Raw genomic sequence first — 17,357 nt, forward strand, 5'->3', positions numbered from 1 at the left:
TTTTTTTTTTTTATTATTCAGGCGACCACCTGGATCTAAATCAATTATGTCGTCGGCATCGTAAGATGTGTATACGAGAGGGGGCGAGGTTCTGGTACACGTGCTTGGTCTCGCGGTACTCGGCCAGGCCCGACGGGCCCAGTTCCCGCCCGATGCCGGACTTGCCGAAACCGCCCCACTCGGCTTGCGGGAGGTAGGGGTGGAAGTCGTTGATCCAGACGGTGCCGTGGCGCAGCCGGCCGGCCACGCGGCGGCCGCGGCCCGGGTCGGAGGTCCACACCGCGCCGGCGAGGCCGTACTCGGTGTCGTTGGCGAGCGCGACGGCCTCGGCCTCGGTACGGAAGGTCTCGACGGTCAGGACCGGCCCGAAGACCTCTTCCCGTACGACGCGCATCCCGCGGTGGCAGCGGTCCAGCACGGTCGGCCGGTAGAAGTAGCCGGGCCCGTCGGGCCGCTTGCCGCCGGAGCGGAGCACCGCTCCCTCGGCGAGCGCGGAGGCCACGTACTCCTCGGTGCGTTCGCGCTGGGCGGCGGACACGAGCGGTCCGCACTCCACGCCGGGGTCGGTGCCGCGGCCGAGGCGGATCCGGTCGGCCCGGCGGGCGAGTTCGGCGACGAAGCGCTCGGCGACGCTCTCCTCGACGATGAGCCGGGAACCGGCGGAGCAGACCTGGCCGCTGTGCATGAAGGCGGCGTTGAGGGCCTGGTCGACGGCGGTGTCGAAGCCTTCCTCGGTGGCGCAGGCGTCGGCGAAGACGATGTTGGGATTCTTGCCGCCGAGTTCGAGGGCGACCTTCTTGACGGAGTCGGCGGCCGCGCGCATCACCTTCGTGCCGCTGGTGAGACCGCCGGTGAAGGAGACGAGGTCGACGTCGGGGTGGGCGGCGAGGCGCGCGCCGACGGGGTCGCCGGGTCCGGTGACCAGGTTCGCGACGCCGGCCGGCAGTCCGGCCTCCGCCAGCAGGCCGATGAGGGCCACCGTGGACAGCGGGGTGATCTCGCTGGGCTTGAGCACGAAGGTGTTGCCCGCGGCGAGGGCGGGGGCGATCTTCCAGGAGGCCTGGAGCAGCGGGTAGTTCCACGGGGTGATCAGGGCGCAGACCCCGACGGGCTCGTGGACGACGACGCTGTGGACGTCGGGGGTGCCGGCGTCGACCACGCGGCCGGCGCTCTCGCCGGCGACGAGGTCGGCGAAGTAGCGGAAGGCGTCGGCGACGCAGTCCACGTCCACGCGGCCCTCTTCCAGGGTCTTGCCGGCGTCGCGGCTCTCCAGCAGCCCGAGGCGTTCGCGGTCGCGGTGGAGCAGGTCGGCGGTGCGGCGCAGGAGGGCGGCCCGCTCCAGGACGGGGGTCTGGGGCCACTCCCCGCCGTCGAAGGCCGCGCGGGCGGCACTGACGGCCGCGTCGGTGTCTGCGGTGCCGCCCTCGGCGACGACGGCGAGGACCGTGGCGTCTGCCGGGTCGAGGACCTCTCGGGTGGCTCCTGAGACCGCGGAACGCCAGGTCCCGGCGATGTGGATGGTCGTCTGCTCGGACACGACGCGCTGTACCTCCGATTCCGGCACCGCGGCCTACCCGCGGTGGTGCTGCTCGTGCGCGCTTGCCCCGGTCTGCGGAAGCCATGTCCCATCCGTCACTGGAAGTGACGGGAGTCACTCTCGGTCGCCCCAGGGAAATACAGAACAGATTGGGGCATTTCGTACAGTCGGCGGGGGTGGGAACGGCCCGGCGGTGAGCGGGTCGAGCCCCAGCCGGGCTCCGCGATCCGCGCAGCGGCCGGCCAAGACGATCGCCTCGGCCACGCCCCGTCGGGGCGACGACCTCGCCATGTCGCTCGTGACACGCAAAGCATCTTGGTGTTCGCAGTTGCTATGCATTCGCACTCTGTCAACGGGGAGGAACTTTCACGTCAGTTGATCTCAACGACGTCGACATGCGGTTGAACAGCGGTCCGCCGGTGGGGCCTTACGCCCGGGCGTCACCGCACCGCCTGTGGTTCCGTACGCTCCGGGCGTGACGCCGGTTCGCCGGGGCGAAGGCCGGCGTGGCCGGGGGCCTGGAGTACGCGGGCATCGGAATCGGCGGAACGGCGGAGCCGTGGGCGGGTCCGGGCGCCGAGGCTTCCCTTCCCAAGGGCGGCGAACTGGGGCTCGAGATCACCTTCGATCCCGCCAAGTTCACCGACGCCGCCGGTGACGCGGCCGACGCGGTGGGCGATGCTGTCCACTCGGCCGGCGACGCCGCCGGCGACTTCAAGAACTGGCTGCTCGGCCAGCGCATGTCTCACTGGAGGGAGGGCCCGAAATGCCCCTGCCACTGCCGGTACCGATCGGCTTCGAACTGCCCGAGGGCTGGCTTCCGGCCCGTCCGGAGGGGCTCGATGCCTGGGAGGTGGCCTTCGCCGCGGTGCATCCGCAGCCGGACGCCGGGTTCGCCGCCAACATCACCGTCGACGGCGGGTTCCCGAAGGACGGCGTGACGCTCGCCGAGATCGCCGACGCATCCGTGGAGGGCCTGCGCGAGTTCGGCGAGTCCGTGGCCGTGGTCCACCGCCGCGAGGTCGGTTTCGCCGACGCACCCGCCCTGGGCCAGCGGCTGAGTTTCTCGGCCGCCGCCGACGGCACCCGCCGCGAGCTCGTCCAATCCCAGGCGTACCTCACCGTCGTCGACACCGAGGACCCGCGCAAGCGGGCGATGATCCGGCTGGCACTGACCGCCACGGCGGACCAGCACGACCGTGTCCTGGAAGACTTCCAGGACTTCGTGCGCTCGGTGCGCCCGGACAGTGGGGCGGAGAGCTGACGGTGGGTCGTCTCTGGGACAAGTACACCGGCACCAGGTACCCGGACAGTGGCATCGCGTCGCTGCCGACCATGGAACTCCGGGAAGCACTGCTCGCGATCAACGGCACGGACGTGCCGTTCCGTGTACGTCATGCCCTCCCGAAGGAGAAGGCCGACCTGGTGGCGGAGTGGCGGGTCATGAAGCCCGCCGCGGGCCACTCCTTCTCCCGTAGGCAGGTGGAGTTGAGGCTCAAGATCCGGATGCGCTTCATCCCCGCGCAGCGCGAGGTCCGGACCCTTGACGAACAAGTGCAGCTGACGTGGGTCGGGGACCCGCCCAGGCTGGCCGTGACGCGCGAGTACGGCAGCGGGCCATCGATGACCGTTTCCCGGGAATGGAAGTACGAGAGGGGGCCCGACGGCCGCCGCCACAAAGTCGAGACGTTCCGCTTCGACTCGCGGGACATGAAGAACCCCCTGCGGGACATGGTCCTCGACGCTGGCTGGACCTGGCGCGGAGTGATGTTCCGCTTCTGACCGGACCCGGGCGCAGACGTGGGCCGCGAAGGCGACCCACGCCTGCACGCCACCGCTCTGGTCCGGCCGCCATTCGAGGCAGGGCTTCAGGTGGCGGCGAGGTCGATCGCCGACACGGTCCCGTCTCCCCTGTTGGCGACGTAGACGCGATTGCCGAGGGGCTCGAAGGCCACGCCCTCCGGTTTGGATCCTACGGAGAACGTGTCGCTCACCCTGATCGACAGGGCGTCGATCACCTTCACCGTGCCGTCGGAGGCGGTGACGTAGGCGTTGCCGTGCGAGTCGACCGCAACACCGATCGGTTTCGCGGCGACGTCGACACCGATGCTGCCGCCGGTGGCGAGGTCGATCACCGACACGGTCGTGAAGCCGGAGTTGGTGACATAGACACGACGCTTCTGGGGGGCGATGGCGATACCCATGGGCTGCTGTCCGACTGCCATGCTCCCTATGACCCTGTTGGTCGCGGGGTCGATCACCGACACGGTGTTGAACTCGGGTTGGGTGACGTAGAGACGGTGATCCACAGGGTCGACGGCCGCGCCGAGGGGGCCCGGGACCTCGACGAAATCAGGGGTGACGAACGGAGGCTCGGCACTGGTGCGAATGATCGACACCCTGTCGCGACCGCGGTCGGTCACGTAGGCGCGGCTCATAAGGTGATCGATCGCCACCCTCAGCATGTTGGGCGGTGGGCCAGGTGGGCCGACGTTGAGGGTGGCGACAACGGTGTTGAACCTGTCCAACGCCGTCACGGTGACGTTGCCGCTGTTGGCGACGTAGACGCCGAATTGGGGATCGGTCGCCACGCTCTCCGGGCGCAGGCCGACGTTGAGCGTGGCGATCACGGTGTTGGTCGAGGACTTGATCACCGACACGGTGTTGTCGCCTCTGCTGGTGACGAAGACCTGGCCGTGGACGTCCACCGCCACGGCGAAGGGCCCGGTCCCCACCGGAATGGTGGCCACGACCCGCGATTTCTCAGTGTTGGACACCTTGCTCATGGCATGCCCGCCCCTCAGCCGCCGGTCGAACCGGACATGCGTTACGTCGCGTACCGGCGCGAACCCGCGGGAGTGAGTTGTGAAGCGCCCGCCCGCAGCCCGGATCGCGCAGCCCGGCGAGGCGAGACATTCCGATGCATCCCCCGAAGCACCAGCGTCTCACCATGTCAATTGCGCTGCACCCCGGGAGCCGGCGGTCCGGCCGCGACGGCGCTTCCGCGTCGTTGAAAGAGAAACGACAGGGCATCAGCTCGCGGTCCGGCAGGAGGTCCGCCGTCACGCCACCAGCATCCGCACACCAGAGCGGAGATACGTATCGACGTGCGAGGAAGCGGCCGGAGCGGCTGTTACAGGGGGCTGAATCCATTCGGCGCACCGCACACGGCATGGCGCGAATGAACTGCTTATGTGGCCGAAACCTCCTTGCTCCGACACGGCGGAGGCTGCCGTCGGGGCTGCCGTCAACCCCGCCCCGTTTACGTCAACCCGACCTTGACCTTTGCCCCTTACAAGCGAGAGTTACGGACATGTCCGCATTGAGAAACACACATCACGAGTTGTGGCGGTTGGCGACGCCGCGGGCCAGAGTGTGGCTCCTCGGCAGCACGCCGGGAACCGCACGGAGCCCACCCGGCTCGCATCACACCGGGCTGGGCTGACTGTTCAAGGAGCCATCTGCATGTCTGCTTCTCTCGCCACCCGCCGCCTTCTCGCCGCGGCCCTGGCCGCCGGCGCCCTGGTCGGCGCGGCCGCCGTACCGGCCGCCGCCCACGACGACGACCGGCACGGCCGCCACGGCCGGAACTCCTCGATCGTCATCGGCGACATCCAGCACGACAGCCGCGGCCGCGGCCGCGACAACCGCGCGCTGAACCGCGAATGGATCGAGGTGAAGAACACCGGCCGCAACGCCGTCAACCTGCGCGGATTCACCCTCACCGACGAGGACGGCAACCGCTACCGCTTCAACCACCTCCGCCTGGAGGGCCGCTCCAGCGTCAAGGTCCACACCGGCAACGGCCGCGACACCCACCGCGACGTCTACCAGGACCGCCGCCACCAGATCTGGGACGAGCGCGACACCGCCACCCTCCGCGACGACCGCGGACGCGTCGTCGACACCGAGTCCTGGGGCCGCCGCGGACACCACGGCAACCACCGCCGCTGACCCCCACCGGCAGTCACACCGTCGGGGACCGTGAACTGCCGGCCCCACCACCGCGTGCCGCGGCAACCAGCCGCGGCACGCCCCCCGCCCCGACCCACCGCAGCACATCCGTCCGACACCTGGAGGTTCACGTGCAGTCCTGGCAGTGTCCCCCGTCAGCGGTCACGGTCCCTCAGCTGGCCCTCGACCCCTACCGCTTCCCCGGCGCCCCCGACACCGTGGACTCCGCGCCCGGCGACGTGCCGTGCAATGCGAACGGGCAGCCTCCCTTCGGCGAGGTGGATGCGCAGACACACCTCGCCTGGCCCCTGCAGCCCTCGGACCGGCGGCGCTTGGACCTCCACGCCGCGCTGACCACCGCCGGCGTTCCGCCGACCCCGGGTGACCTGGAAGCCATCCGCACCCTGTCGGCACTCGACGACACGACCAGCGCAGCCCTGGTGCGATGGATCACCGCCCACCTCTGAGCCCGCTGCCGGATACCGTGCGGGCCGCCGGCTCCCGTGCCCGTTCGGCGTTGAACTGGGCCCCGGCGAGCAGCGCCAGATTGGCGAACCAGAGCCAGACGACGAAGACCACCACGCCGGCCAGCGAGCCGTAGAGGCGGCCGTACGTGTCCAGCTCCGTGTAGAGCGTGAAGAGCGCCGAGGCGGCCAGCCAGAGCAGGGCCGCTAGTACGCCGCCGGGCAGGCCCCGACGGGCGCCCCGGCTCTGGGGCGGGCCGGTACGGAAGAGGACCAGCACCAGGAGGGTGACGACCACCAGCAGCACGGGCCAGCGCAGCAGCGCGATGGTGTCCGGGCCGCCTCCCGCGGCCCGTGCGACCCATCGGGCCGGCTGCCCGGACATGACCAGACCCGCGGCGGCGACGATGAGCAGGGCCAGCAGCAGCGCGGCGTTGATGAGCAGCGTGTGGGCCGCGCGCAGCGGACGCCGCGTATCGGGTACCCGGTGCATCGTGTGCAGGGCGCGGCGGAACACCGCCAGGTAACTGCACGCCGACCACAGCGCACTCACCACACCGCTGAGCAGCAGAGCCCACATCGACGAGTGTTCGGCCGAGAGGCCGCCCAGGGCGTCACGGAGCACCTGCGCCGATTGCGGGGGCGCGTACACGGTGAGGTCGGTGATCAGCCGGTCCCTCGTCGCCCCGCCCAGCAGCCCCACGAGGGAGACGGCGATGACGAGCGCGGGCAGCAGCGCCAGGAGGGCGTAGTAGGTGAGGGCGGCCGCGTGGTCGGCGAGATTGTCCGTCCACACGCGGACGGCTGTGCCCCGCAGCTCGGCGCGGGTGCGCGCCGCGAGGGCGGTGGCGGTGGCGGGAGGACCGCTTGGGCGTCTTGCGGTGCGGGGGATGTCGGTCACGCCGTGCACGTGCCCTGCGGGCCCGCGGCCATGCGCCCGTGCACTCCGCGTATGCGCGCGCGGTGCTGCCGGAGCCGGCGTGCTCCGGCCCGGCCTCGTACCGGCAAAGGGGCGCGGGCCACAACGGACCGCGCCCCTCGCTTCGGTCGGTGTTCAGGTCATGGTGCGCCGAAGGTCAGTGTCAGCTGCGGCGTGCCCTCGTTGGCCTGCGCCTCGGAGGACCACAGCCACAGGGCGTCCGTACCGGTGCTGCTCAGTGCCAGGCCGTAGCCGCCGCCCAGCGCCGCCGCGACCGTACCGGTGGTGAGCGCGGTGGTGTGGACCGCGCTGCCGTCCGGGATGCCCGCGAAGCTGCCCAGTGCCGGGCCGCCCAGGGCGGGGCGGTTGTTGTAGGTGGTCCCGCCCTCGCTCCACGCCCCGGTGACCGGGACGACCGAGACGGTGTCCGTCGTACCGGCGCCGCTCATCGTGCTGGTCTTGACGCTGAGGGTGGCCGACTTCAAGACCGTGCCCGCGGGTGCGGCGGGCAGGTCGAAGCGCAGGTAGCTCGCGTAGAAGGAAGTGCCGCGCACCGCGAGCGAGCCCGAGGTCCCGTAGTTGGAGGCGGGCGCACCCGCGTTGGCGTAGGTGTCCTCCGCGGCGGTGACCTCGACGACCGAGTCGGCAGGGGCGGTAGCGAGGGCGTAGTGGTTCTGCACCTGCGCCGCACTCAGGACGGTCGGGTAGACGGCGGTCTCGTCGAGCCGGCCCGCCCAGTACTCGCTCGTCGGGCGGTCGGGCCAGCCGCCGAGGCTGTCGCCGCCGGCGTGCCAGTAGCCGGAGAAGTTCTCGTGGGTGGTGACGTTCAGGGTGCCCTTCGGGGCGCCGTCCACGTACAGGGTCATTCCGCCGGGGCCCTGGCTCGCGACGACGTGGTGCCACTGGTCGTCGTTGTACGCGCCGCTGGTGGTGACGGTGCGGGTGGCGCCGGTGTAGACGCCGTAGACCAGCCGCCCGTCGTTGGTCATGTAGATGTGCTTGTCGTACTGATTGCTGCCGCGGGCCTGGTTGTTCCCGAAGCCGAGGAGCTTGCCGCCCCGGGTGGTGTTCGTCTTGAACCAGGTCTCGATGGTGTAGGTGCTGCCCACCGTCTGCCGCTTGTCCGCGTACACCTGGGTGTCCGTGCCGTTGAAGCCGATCGCCGCGCTCGCGCCGGAGACCGCGCCGGGTGCCTGCCGCAGGGCCGGGGCGTTCAGGTGCACGCCGCTCTGGTTGCCGGCGGCCGAGGAGTCGGCGACGAAGGGCAGGGCCGACTCGTCGTAGCGCCAGTACTGCTGGGCTCCGTCGGCGCGGACCTGGTTCGGGTAGCCGTCCACCTGGGTCGGGACGGTCACGCTCGCCGTCGCGGACGGCGCGCTGGTGTTGCCGGCCGCGTCGGTGGCCGTCACCCGGTACGTGTACGACTGGCCGGCCGCCGCGGTGGTGTCGGTCCAGGAGGCCTGCGGGCGCTTGAAGAACAGCGAGTCGGCGGTGACCGTGGCGATCGGCGCGACCGCGCCGTTGCGGTAGATCCTGTAGGTCAGCGCGCTGTCGTCCAGGTCGAGGCTGGTGCGCCAGCGCACCTGGACCTCGCCGGGCTTGAAGCTGACCGCGCTGGCGACGGGCACGGTGGGCGCACCGGTGTCCCCGGTGGAGGCGAAGCGCGTCAGGCTCTGCTGCGCCGCTCCGTTGACGGTGGTGAACTCCCCGCCGACCCACAGGTACTGGACGCCGCCCTTGGAGCCGACCGTCATCACGCGCGGCCCGATGCCCTCGCCGATGCCGTCGTTGGTGTCGGGGGCCCAGCCGAGCTTGCCGGTGCCGCTGGTGGGCTGGGCGAGCAGGTGGTGGCGCTGGCCGTCGGGGAACTCGCCGACGCTGGAGCAGTCGTGTGCGTGCGAGGCGCTGTAGAGCACGCTCTGGTACGGCAGCACGGCCTGGGTGGCGCCGAGGCAGGTGTCGCGCCAGCGCTGGCCGAAGTCGCTGAGGTTGAGCGCGATCCGGCCGTCGAACACGCCGCCGCCCGTGCCCTCGTTGGCGGTGTAGAAGCCGGTCGTGTCGGTGGCGATGTCCTTGACGACGGAGTTGGTCTCGATGAAGCCGGAGTACGTCTTGGTGAGCGCGCCGCTCGTCGCGTCGACGACGGCCAGCGCGTGCGTGTTCGTGCCGTTGACGGTGAAGAAGTCGCCGCCGAGGACCACGCTGTTGCCGTCCGGGGTGACCTCGACGGCCCGCCCGGGCTCGTCGGCATTGGCGGTGAAGGGCTTGAGCGCCCCGTCTGCCGCGCCGACGGCGGCGAAGCGTTCGCGCGGCTGGCCGGCGACGCTGAGGAAGTCGCCGCCCGCGTAGACGGTGTCGTCGGTGACGGCGAGGGCGCGGACGGTGGCCGCGAAGGCCGGGCGGAAGCCGGCCTTCACCGTGCAGCTCGCCACGTCGATGGCGGCGAGGCTCGACACGGGAGTGCCGTTGACGGCGCCGAAGTAGCCGCCCGCGTACAGGGTCGTCTTGTCCGGGGAGAGGGCGAGCGCGCGGACCGTGGCGGTGCCGGCGGCGATGGTGAAGGAGAGTGTGCAGGAGGTCGGGGCGCCGGTCGCGGCGTCGAGCGCCACGAAGTTCACGGCAGACTGCTCGCTGCCGGCGCCGCCCGCGGGCGGGCGCACGGTGGAGAAGGTGCCGCCGGCGAAGACCTGGCCGCCCGCCTCGGCCAGGGCCCAGACGACACCGTTCGGCTGCCAGGTCGACAGCGGGTCGGCGGTGAAGGCGACGGGCGGGGTGACGGCCGCCGCCCGGGGGACGAGGCCGAGGCCCAGCCCTGCGCCGGTTCCGGCCAGGGACAGGGCAAGAGCGGCCGCCAGCCTTCTGGATCTACGCATGAACCCCCCAGTTCGGTGTGCTGTGCGGCCGTGTGGCGCGGCCGGGTGAGTCATGGCCGGAAACCGCTGAACAGCAGTCCACAACCATGCGTACGGGCGCACCCTAGGGCGATTCCGCGCTCGGTTCATCCCACTTGACACATCGGATGCCAAATCGCGCCGGCACCTCCGCCCGGGCCCCGCCGTCAGGCGCGCGGCTTGGCGCGGACGTGCATCCGCTCCCCCTGCCGCCCGAACAGGCTCAGGATCTCCACGGGCCGCCCGTCCGCGCTGGTGAACCAGTGAGGCAGCCGGGTGTCGAACTCGGCGGCCTCGCCGGGGCCGAGGACCAGGTCGTGGTCGGCGAGGACGAGCCGCAGCCGGCCGTCGAGCACGTACAGCCACTCGTAGCCCTCGTGCGTCCGGAGGTCCGGCTCGCCGCCCCGGTCGGGGATGAGCATCTTGTAGGCCTGGAGCGGGCCCGTGCTCCGGGTGAGGGGGACGGCCGTACCGCCGTTCGGCATGGCGCGGGGCGTCAGCCGCACCCGGGGGTCGCCCACTTCGGGAGCGCCGACCAGGTCGTCCAGGGGCACGCGGTACGCACCGGCGAGCGGCAGCAGCAGTTCCAGGCTGGGGCGGCGCTGTCCCGATTCCAGCCGGGACAGGGTGCTCTTCGAGATGCCGGTCGTCTCCGAGAGCGCGGCCAGCGTGAGGCCCCGCTGGGCGCGCAGCCGTCGGAGCCGCGGGGCGACCTCGTCGAGGACCGCCTGGTGGGGGGCCGGCTCGTCCATGCGGTCTTTCTCCACGCGCTCTTTCTCCACGCGGTCCTGCTCCTTGCGGTCCTTCTCCATGCGGCCATTCCACTCCCCCGTCCCGGAAACGGCAACAAGGTTTGCCGTTGCGGTGCGGGTCGCACACGCTCCTCGGCATGAGCCCATCCAGTGATTCCAGCCCCGGACCCGTACAGCAGCACGCCGGCACCGGCACCGCCCCCGAGGCAACGGCCGACGCCGAGTGGCGGGCGCCGGCGGTCCGCCGGGTGCTGGCCGGCCTGTCGCTCTCGATGCTGCTGTCCTCGCTTGGCACCAGCATCGCGAACGTCGGCCTGCCGGCCCTGGCGCAGTCGTTCTCGGCCTCCTTCCAGCAGGTGCAGTGGATCGTCCTCGCCTATCTGCTCGCCGTCACCACCCTGATCGTGGGCGTCGGCCGGCTCGGGGACCTGATCGGCCGACGCCGGCTGCTCCTGGGCGGGATCCTGCTGTTCACGGTCGCCTCGGTCGCCTGCGCCGCCGCGCCCACGCTGGGGCTGCTGATCGCCGCGCGGGCTGTGCAGGGGCTCGGCGCGGCCGTCATGATGGCCCTCACCATGGCCTTCGTCGGGGAGACGGTCCCGAAGGCGCGGACCGGCAGCGCCATGGGGCTGCTCGGCACGATGTCCGCGGTCGGCACCGCTCTGGGCCCGTCGCTGGGCGGCGCCCTGATCGCCGCTCTCGGCTGGCGGGCGATCTTCTTCGTCAACGTGCCGCTGGGCGTCCTGACGTTCGTCCTCGCTCACCGCCACCTGCCCGTCGACCGTCAGAGGACAGGGGCCGACCGGCCCCGCTTCGACCTCCTGGGGACCCTGCTGCTCGCGCTCACACTCGCGGCCTACGCACTGGCCGTGACCCTCGGCCACGGCCGGTTCGGCCCGGTCAACCTCGCCCTGCTGCTGGCAGCCGCCCTGGGAGTCGCCCTGTTCGTACGCGCCGAGGCGCGAGCGGCGTCACCGCTGATCCGGGGGGCGGTGTTCCGTGATCCCGTGCTGCGCGCAGGTCTCGCCACGAGCGCGCTCGTCTCGACGGTGGTGATGGCGACGCTGGTGGTCGGCCCGTTCTACCTCTCCCGGACCCTCGGGCTCGACGCGGTCCTCGTCGGACTCGTGCTGTCGACCGGCCCGGTGGTCGCCGCGCTGGCCGGGATACCGGCCGGCCGCATCGTGGACCGCTTCGGCGCCCCGCGCACGACCGCCGCCGGGCTCGCCGTGACGGCCACCGGCGCCCTCGCCCTGTCCGCGGCCCCGGAAACCTTCGGCGTGCTCGGCTACGTCGCCCCCCTCGCGGTCGTCACCGCCGGCTACGCGGTGTTCCAGACGGCCAACAACACCGCCGTCATGGCCGACGTCCGCGCCGATCAGCGGGGGGTCGTCTCCGGCATGCTCAACCTCTCGCGCAATCTCGGGCTCGTCACCGGTGCGTCCGTCATGGGCGCCGTGTTCACGCTCGCGTCGGCGACGGCCGACATCACGACCGCGGGCCCGCAGGCCGTCGCCACCGGCATGCGGGTCACGTTCGCGGTCGCGGCGGTCCTGGTCCTCCTCGCGCTCGCCGTCTCCCTGGCGGGGCGCCCGAAGAAGGTCGGGCTGCGGGCGGGTGCTGAAAGACCGCCCCGCCGGAGGTCACGCAGGGTCACCCTGGGGAAACGGCCCCACGCGGGCCCGCGCGCCTCTACCGTGCCCTGAGGTGATGAGCACGGCACCGGAGGTGGGGCTGATGGACGAAGAAGAAGACATGCGGCTGGCGGGAATGACGCCGGAGATCTCCCGCCGCACCCTCACCATGCTGCGCGGCCTCGCGGGCCTGGAGCCGCCCGAGCAGGTCCCGGAGGACGCGATGGTCGTCGCCGACGCCATCCTGGCCGAGCACGGCACGGACGGGCTCCGGGTGCTGGTGATGACGCTGGCGGCCTGGGCGACGGCCCAGATCGAGAACGTCGCCGAGCTCAGCGGGCGCAGCCACGAGGCGGTGCTGGACGCCATGGAGCTGGCCTGCCTGGAGGCGAATGCGGAGGACTAGGCCGTCTCTTCCGGTCCCGGAGGGGAAGGTTCCGCGTACGGCCCGGAAGAAAGACGGTCCGCGCGGGCCGCGATCGGGCGGGCGTCGGCGACACTGGGAGGGCAGGAGCGTCGCCGGGGGGTCGTTCGTGATCGGAGGCCGTCGTGAGCACACCTTCCCCCATCCGCATCGCTGCCGTCCTGTCCACGGAGCACCGTGGACGGCTGATGTCCCAGGCCCGTGAGGTCAATTTCCCGGAGAACGCGCGGATCTTCGACGAAGGCAACCGGGCGGAATCCTTCTGGATCGTGCGCTCCGGCACGGTGACCCTGGAGATTCCCGTGTCCGGCCGACGGCCCGCGCCCGTGGAGAACCTCGGCCCCGGCGAGTTGGTCGGCTGGTCCTGGCTGTTCCCGCCGTACGTGTGGCAGCTCGGCGCGCAGGCGATGACGCCGGTGCGCGCGTACGAGTTCGACGCCGCGGCCGTGCGGATGCTGATGGACGCCGATCCCGCCTTCGGGTCGGCGATCGGGCACTGGGTCGGGCGGGTGCTCGCGATGCGGCTCCAGCAGACCCGCACCCGGCTGCTCGACATGTACGCCCCGCGCCTGAGCGCGGCCGGTTAGGCCGGCCGTTCCGGCCACCGGCCCTCGGCATCGGCATCGGCATCGACGGCGGGACGGCGTCCGAGTGCGGCGGTCCGGTCCCCGAATGGCCGGCCGACCGGCGGCCGCGCACGATGGAAGGGTGCGAACCGAGGCTTACGGCACGGGCAGCGGTCCGGTGTCCGGATTCCTGGATAACCCGGTCGTCGGGATGGCTCCGTGGATCGTGTTCTCCCTTCTGGTCGGACCGGGACGCTTCGAGATCGCGGTCGGGATCGCCCTGGCGGCGGCCGTCACCCTGGTGGTCGTGAGCCGCCTGGTCAACCGGGGCAGCTCCTGGAAGCTGCTGGAAGTGGCCGACGTGGTGTTCTTCGCCGCGCTGACCGTCATCGGCGCCCTGGCGAGCGAAGGCACGCTGCGCTGGCTGGAGACGTACGCGGGCGAGGTCGCGAACATCACCCTCGCCGTGATCGCCTTCGGCTCCATGGCCGTGAGGATGCCCTTCACCATCCAGTACGCCCGCGAGCAGGTCGATCCGGCCCTCTGGCACACGCCCGCCTTCGTCCGGACCAACTACGTGATCACGGCGGTGTGGGGACTCGCCTTCCTGGTGGCGGCCGTCGCGGGCGCTTACGGCGACCTGGTCCTGCACAACCCGGACAACATCTGGACCGGCTGGATCATCCAGATCCTGGCGATCGTCGCCGCGCTCCGCTTCACCGTCTGGTACCCGGACGTGGTCCGGGCCCGCGCCGCGCGCGAGGCGGCCGGCCAGGGGCCCGAACCGCTCCGCCTGGCAAGGCTGCTGCTCCCCTTGGCCGGCTTGCTGGTGCCGATCGGGATCGCCGTCCTCGTCTTCGACGGCAACGTGTGGTGGCTCGGTGTGGCCCTGATCGTGGCCGGCGGGCTCCTGACGAAGGCACTGCAGTCGCAGAACTGAGCCGCGTCGCCCGCCTCGTAGTCCGCCTCGTAGTCCGCCTCGTAGTCCGCCTCGTCGGGCTTTCAAGACCGACCCCACGGCAACTCCCCCTGGCTCAGGGCGGTAGCGTAGGGACGGCATAAAACCATGGGCAGGTATGTGTCGGTGTGGTCCGATTCGTGCCGCCCGTCGCCGGCCGCGATGTCACCGCCTGGCTGTTGGTTGCGTCCCACCCTCTGAGCAAGGAGCTCCGCACGCATGTCCATACCACCGCAGCCGCCGTCGTCCCCTCAGCCGTACCCGCAGTCGGGACCGTACGGGCAGCCGGCGCAACCCGGGCCGTACGGTGGCCCGCAGGGCTGGCCGGGGCAGCCGCCGATGATGTCGCAGAAGACCAACACGCTGGCCATCGTCGCGTTCGTCATGTCGATCCTCTGCGGGCTGCCGCTGGTCCCGCTGATCCTCGGCATCATCGCGCTCTCCCAGATCCGCAACCGGGGTGAGAAGGGCAAGGGCCTGGCCGTCGCGGCCATCGTCATCCACAGCCTGACCATCGCCTTCTACGGGGTCGCGCTGGTCCTCGGACTGACCGGGGCGCTGGACGAGAGCCGGCCGAAGCGCGACACCAGTGGCCAGGTCACCGGATCGGGCTCCAGCAAGGTGCAGGACATCCGCAAGGGGGACTGCTTCAACACGGGCGGCGATCTGGCGGAGTACCAGGACGAGGACGGCGGCCAGGCCGGCTACTCGGTGAGCATCGTGCCCTGCGACCAGGCTCACGAGGGTGAGGCGTACGCGGTCTTCAACCTGGACGACGGCTCGTACCCGGGCACGGAGAAGGTCGTCAAGATCGCCGAGGAGAAGTGCTCCGGTACGGCGCTGACCGACTACGTGGGCAAGAACGCGAAGGTATCGGACAAGCTGGAGGTCTTCTACTACTACCCGCAGCCCAGCACCTGGACGTTCGGCGACCGCGAGGTCACCTGCTTCGTGGGCGACCCCAGCGGCGCGAGCACCGGATCGATCCGCTCCGGTTCCTGAGCCGCTGTCTGGCGCCGGCGCCCGGACGGGCCGGTGGGCAGGACGATTCAGTCCCGTGCGCCGGCCGGCTCGGCCGGCCGGCGCACGAGGACCAACGCGGCCGGAACGGCGGCCGAGACGACCGCGAGGGCCGCGCAGGCGCCGACCGTCGCGCCCAGGGCGTCCCACGGGATCACGATGCCGCTCGGGGCGTCCAGGAGCCCGAGGGCCCACCGGATCCCGGCCAGGTTCAGGACGGCGACCAGGGAGCCGACGACCGCGCCGACGAGCACGACCATCAGGGACTCGCCCGCCACCAGCCGGAGCACCTGCCGGCGGGTGGCGCCGGCCAGGCGCAGCGCCGCGAGTTCGCGGGCCCGGTCGGTGGTGGCCATCACGAGGGTGTTGGCGAGTGCGATGCCGGTGTAGAGCAGGGCGATGCCGAGGACCAGCAGGAAGCCGAGCCGGGTGGTGCGCTTGGTCCCGGGGTAATGGGCGGCCACCCACTGGCCCTTGGTCTGGGCGCGGCCCCCGGCCTGCCGCGCCGCCTCGGCCACCCCGGACCCCACCGCCGCGGCGTCCGCACCCGGGGCGAGCCGTACGTCGATCCGGTCCACCGCAGCCCCGGGGGCGTTGGCCGGGGTGACGTAGGCCCCGTTGTTGCCGGTGCCGATGCTCATCACGGCGGCGATCCGCAGGTTCTTGCGGGTGCCGTCGCCGAGCCACACGTCGACGCGCGATCCGACGGTGTGCCGCTCCCACTCCTCCGTGACGATGACGGAGTCGTCGTCGAGGTCGCTCAGCCTGCCCGCGACGAGGGGCGGTTCGGCCGTCCGGGCGAGGGCCTCCGGGTCGGCGGCGCGGGCCTCGGAACGGATCAGCGCCACACCCTCCTCCAGCACGTGGACCGCGGTCGCGGCGGTGGCGGACACCTCGGTGCCGCGCACCGCCCGGATCCGGTCGACGGCAGCCTTGTCGAAGCCGCCCGCCCCGCCCGTGACGACGAAGTCGGCGCTGGTCTGCTGCCGGATCTCGTCGGCCTTGGCCTCGCCCAGAGTGGCGGTCGTGCCGAGCAGGGATCCGGCGAGGGCGACGGTGACGAGGACGGGGGCTGCGACGGCCGCGGTACGCCGGATGCCCGCGGCGGCGTTCTCCCGGATCAGCATCCCGCCGGCGCCGGGCAGTTGGGCCGGAAGCCAGGCGATCAGCCTGGTCAGTGGCCGGACGAGCACCGGGGACAGCAGCGCGAACGCGATGATGAGCAGCATCGGCCGGCTGGTGTACGACTTGCGGTGGAGCAGGTCCGACGGGTCGGTGAGCAGTGCGTGCGCGAGGGTGCCGAGACCGGCCAGCAGCAGTGCGGCGCCGAGGATCCAGCGGCCCGGGGTCATGGTCCCCGTCTCGACGGCGGCTTCGCGCAGGGCCTCGGCGGGTCCGACCCGCCCCGCCCGCCAGGAGGCGGCGAGGACTCCGGCGAGGGCGACGAGCAGGCCGGTCCAGAAGGCCGTGTGGAGGGGCCAGGTGGCATCGCCGATGGCGAACCAGTGCGGTGCGATGCCGTCTTCCACCAGCCACCGGGCGAGCACGGGTGCCCCGTACGCCCCCAGCAGGCAGCCCGCGGCGGAGGCGAGTACGCCGAGGATCAGTGCCTCGGCCAACACCGTGCGGCGGACCTGGCCCGGGGTCGCGCCGGCCGTGCGCAGCAGGGCGAACTCCTTGCGGCGCTGGGCGACGGCGAACGCGAAGGTGGAGGCGACGACGAAGACGGATACGAAGCCGGTGACCCCGCCGGACGTGCCGAGCAGGGCGTTCACGGCGAGCAGTGCCTCGCTGTCGCGGTCCGGGTCGGGGTCGGCGTGGCGGCGGTCCCGGCCGGTCAGGACCCGTACGTCCGGGTCCTGACCCACGACGGCCCGTACGGCGGCCGGGTCGGCGGCGACGACGAGCTGGTCGATGGCCGGTGACAGCCGGGAGGCGCGGGCGTCGGTCCAGAACACGGCGTCCTCGAAGGCGTGTCCGCCGCCGGGGGCCACGACCGTGCCGACGACGGTGGCGGGTCCGCGGTCCGTGGTCAGCCGGGTGCCGGGCGCCGCCCAGCCGGTGGTGACGACCTCCTCGTCGGACTGCGGGGCGCGGCCCGCGGCGAGGGCGTACGGGGCGAAGGCGGCGACCGACCAGGGGTGGCCGACGAGTTGCTCCGGTGCGCCGTCGGCGCGGACGGGGAAGGACCGGTCCTCGGTGGTCCGGCCGAGGGCGGAAAACCACGGACCGGGGGTG

The 17,357-nt window shown here is 71.9% G+C and carries 15 protein-coding genes; 9 read left to right on the top strand and 6 right to left on the bottom strand.

Annotated elements, in window-relative coordinates; genetic code table 11:
* Positions 1 to 40 precede the first annotated feature (40 nt).
* Positions 41 to 1,537: an aldehyde dehydrogenase family protein gene (locus tag PV721_RS30715; protein ID WP_319729963.1), complete on the bottom strand. Its 1,497-nt coding sequence runs from the start codon at positions 1,535 to 1,537 to the stop codon at positions 41 to 43.
* Between the two features lie 766 nt (positions 1,538 to 2,303).
* Here PV721_RS30715 and PV721_RS30720 point away from each other — a divergent pair.
* Both PV721_RS30720 and PV721_RS30725 read left to right on the top strand, forming a co-directional pair.
* Positions 2,304 to 2,801, top strand: a complete 498-nt coding sequence (locus tag PV721_RS30720; RefSeq protein WP_319729966.1) for a hypothetical protein — start codon at positions 2,304 to 2,306, stop codon at positions 2,799 to 2,801.
* A 2-nt stretch (positions 2,802 to 2,803) separates the two neighbouring features.
* Complete coding sequence (locus PV721_RS30725) at positions 2,804 to 3,319, top strand: hypothetical protein (RefSeq protein ID WP_319729969.1); 516 nt, start codon at positions 2,804 to 2,806, stop codon at positions 3,317 to 3,319.
* An 86-nt stretch (positions 3,320 to 3,405) separates the two neighbouring features.
* Here PV721_RS30725 and PV721_RS30730 read toward each other — a convergent pair whose 3' ends face one another.
* Positions 3,406 to 4,323, bottom strand: coding sequence for a YncE family protein (locus tag PV721_RS30730; protein WP_319729970.1), 918 nt, complete (start codon positions 4,321 to 4,323; stop codon positions 3,406 to 3,408).
* Between the two features lie 679 nt (positions 4,324 to 5,002).
* On the opposite strand from PV721_RS30730, the gene PV721_RS30735 reads away from it, so the two are divergent.
* Positions 5,003 to 5,491 (top strand): lamin tail domain-containing protein, encoded by a 489-nt coding sequence (locus PV721_RS30735; RefSeq protein WP_319729973.1) that lies wholly within the window; start codon positions 5,003 to 5,005, stop codon positions 5,489 to 5,491.
* Between the two features lie 131 nt (positions 5,492 to 5,622).
* Positions 5,623 to 5,958, top strand: coding sequence for a hypothetical protein (locus PV721_RS30740; protein ID WP_319729975.1), 336 nt, complete (start codon positions 5,623 to 5,625; stop codon positions 5,956 to 5,958).
* Here PV721_RS30740 and PV721_RS30745 read toward each other — a convergent pair.
* The 3 genes from PV721_RS30745 to PV721_RS30755 all read right to left on the bottom strand — a co-directional run bounded on the left by PV721_RS30745 (position 5,942) and on the right by PV721_RS30755 (position 10,517).
* On the bottom strand, positions 5,942 to 6,856 hold the full coding sequence (locus PV721_RS30745) for a YihY/virulence factor BrkB family protein (RefSeq protein ID WP_319729978.1): 915 nt from the start codon (positions 6,854 to 6,856) through the stop codon (positions 5,942 to 5,944). The genes PV721_RS30740 and PV721_RS30745 overlap by 17 nt on opposite strands.
* 158 nt (positions 6,857 to 7,014) lie before the next feature.
* Positions 7,015 to 9,747, bottom strand: a complete 2,733-nt coding sequence (locus PV721_RS30750; RefSeq protein ID WP_319729980.1) for a DNRLRE domain-containing protein — start codon at positions 9,745 to 9,747, stop codon at positions 7,015 to 7,017.
* 185 nt (positions 9,748 to 9,932) lie between these two features.
* A complete protein-coding gene (locus PV721_RS30755) occupies positions 9,933 to 10,517 on the bottom strand; it encodes an XRE family transcriptional regulator (protein WP_319729997.1) in 585 nt (194 codons plus the stop codon).
* Between the two features lie 137 nt (positions 10,518 to 10,654).
* Here PV721_RS30755 and PV721_RS30760 point away from each other — a divergent pair, with 137 nt between their 5' ends.
* From PV721_RS30760 to PV721_RS30780, 5 genes are all read left to right on the top strand, one after another.
* A complete protein-coding gene (locus PV721_RS30760) occupies positions 10,655 to 12,223 on the top strand; it encodes an MFS transporter (protein ID WP_319729983.1) in 1,569 nt (522 codons plus the stop codon).
* 4 nt (positions 12,224 to 12,227) lie between these two features.
* Positions 12,228 to 12,557: a hypothetical protein gene (locus PV721_RS30765; protein ID WP_319729985.1), complete on the top strand. Its 330-nt coding sequence runs from the start codon at positions 12,228 to 12,230 to the stop codon at positions 12,555 to 12,557.
* Positions 12,558 to 12,700: 143 nt separating this feature from the next.
* Positions 12,701 to 13,162, top strand: coding sequence for a cyclic nucleotide-binding domain-containing protein (locus PV721_RS30770; RefSeq protein WP_319729986.1), 462 nt, complete (start codon positions 12,701 to 12,703; stop codon positions 13,160 to 13,162).
* 121 nt (positions 13,163 to 13,283) lie between these two features.
* On the top strand, positions 13,284 to 14,081 hold the full coding sequence (locus tag PV721_RS30775; protein ID WP_319729988.1) for a hypothetical protein: 798 nt from the start codon (positions 13,284 to 13,286) through the stop codon (positions 14,079 to 14,081).
* Between the two features lie 237 nt (positions 14,082 to 14,318).
* On the top strand, positions 14,319 to 15,101 hold the full coding sequence (locus PV721_RS30780) for a DUF4190 domain-containing protein (RefSeq protein WP_319729991.1): 783 nt from the start codon (positions 14,319 to 14,321) through the stop codon (positions 15,099 to 15,101).
* A 47-nt stretch (positions 15,102 to 15,148) separates the two neighbouring features.
* Here the strand turns inward: PV721_RS30780 and PV721_RS30785 are convergent.
* The coding region (locus PV721_RS30785; protein WP_319729994.1) for an FtsX-like permease family protein at positions 15,149 to 17,357 on the bottom strand (2,209 nt) is incomplete at its 5' end.

Source organism: Streptomyces sp. MB09-01, assembly GCF_033794505.1.
In the GTDB taxonomy this organism is placed as follows: domain Bacteria; phylum Actinomycetota; class Actinomycetes; order Streptomycetales; family Streptomycetaceae; genus Streptomyces.

Excerpts from the sequence above, each read along its gene's own strand:
- PV721_RS30720 (WP_319729966.1), top strand. The coding sequence starts at position 2,304 with ATGCCCCTGCCACTGCCGGTACCGATCGGCTTCGAACTGCCCGAGGGC.
- PV721_RS30730 (WP_319729970.1), bottom strand. The coding sequence starts at position 4,323 with ATGAGCAAGGTGTCCAACACTGAGAAATCGCGGGTCGTGGCCACCATT.
- PV721_RS30735 (WP_319729973.1), top strand. The coding sequence starts at position 5,003 with ATGTCTGCTTCTCTCGCCACCCGCCGCCTTCTCGCCGCGGCCCTGGCC.
- PV721_RS30750 (WP_319729980.1), bottom strand. The coding sequence starts at position 9,747 with ATGCGTAGATCCAGAAGGCTGGCGGCCGCTCTTGCCCTGTCCCTGGCC.
- PV721_RS30755 (WP_319729997.1), bottom strand. The coding sequence starts at position 10,517 with ATGGACGAGCCGGCCCCCCACCAGGCGGTCCTCGACGAGGTCGCCCCG.
- PV721_RS30760 (WP_319729983.1), top strand. The coding sequence starts at position 10,655 with ATGAGCCCATCCAGTGATTCCAGCCCCGGACCCGTACAGCAGCACGCC.
- PV721_RS30765 (WP_319729985.1), top strand. The coding sequence starts at position 12,228 with ATGAGCACGGCACCGGAGGTGGGGCTGATGGACGAAGAAGAAGACATG.
- PV721_RS30780 (WP_319729991.1), top strand. The coding sequence starts at position 14,319 with ATGTCCATACCACCGCAGCCGCCGTCGTCCCCTCAGCCGTACCCGCAG.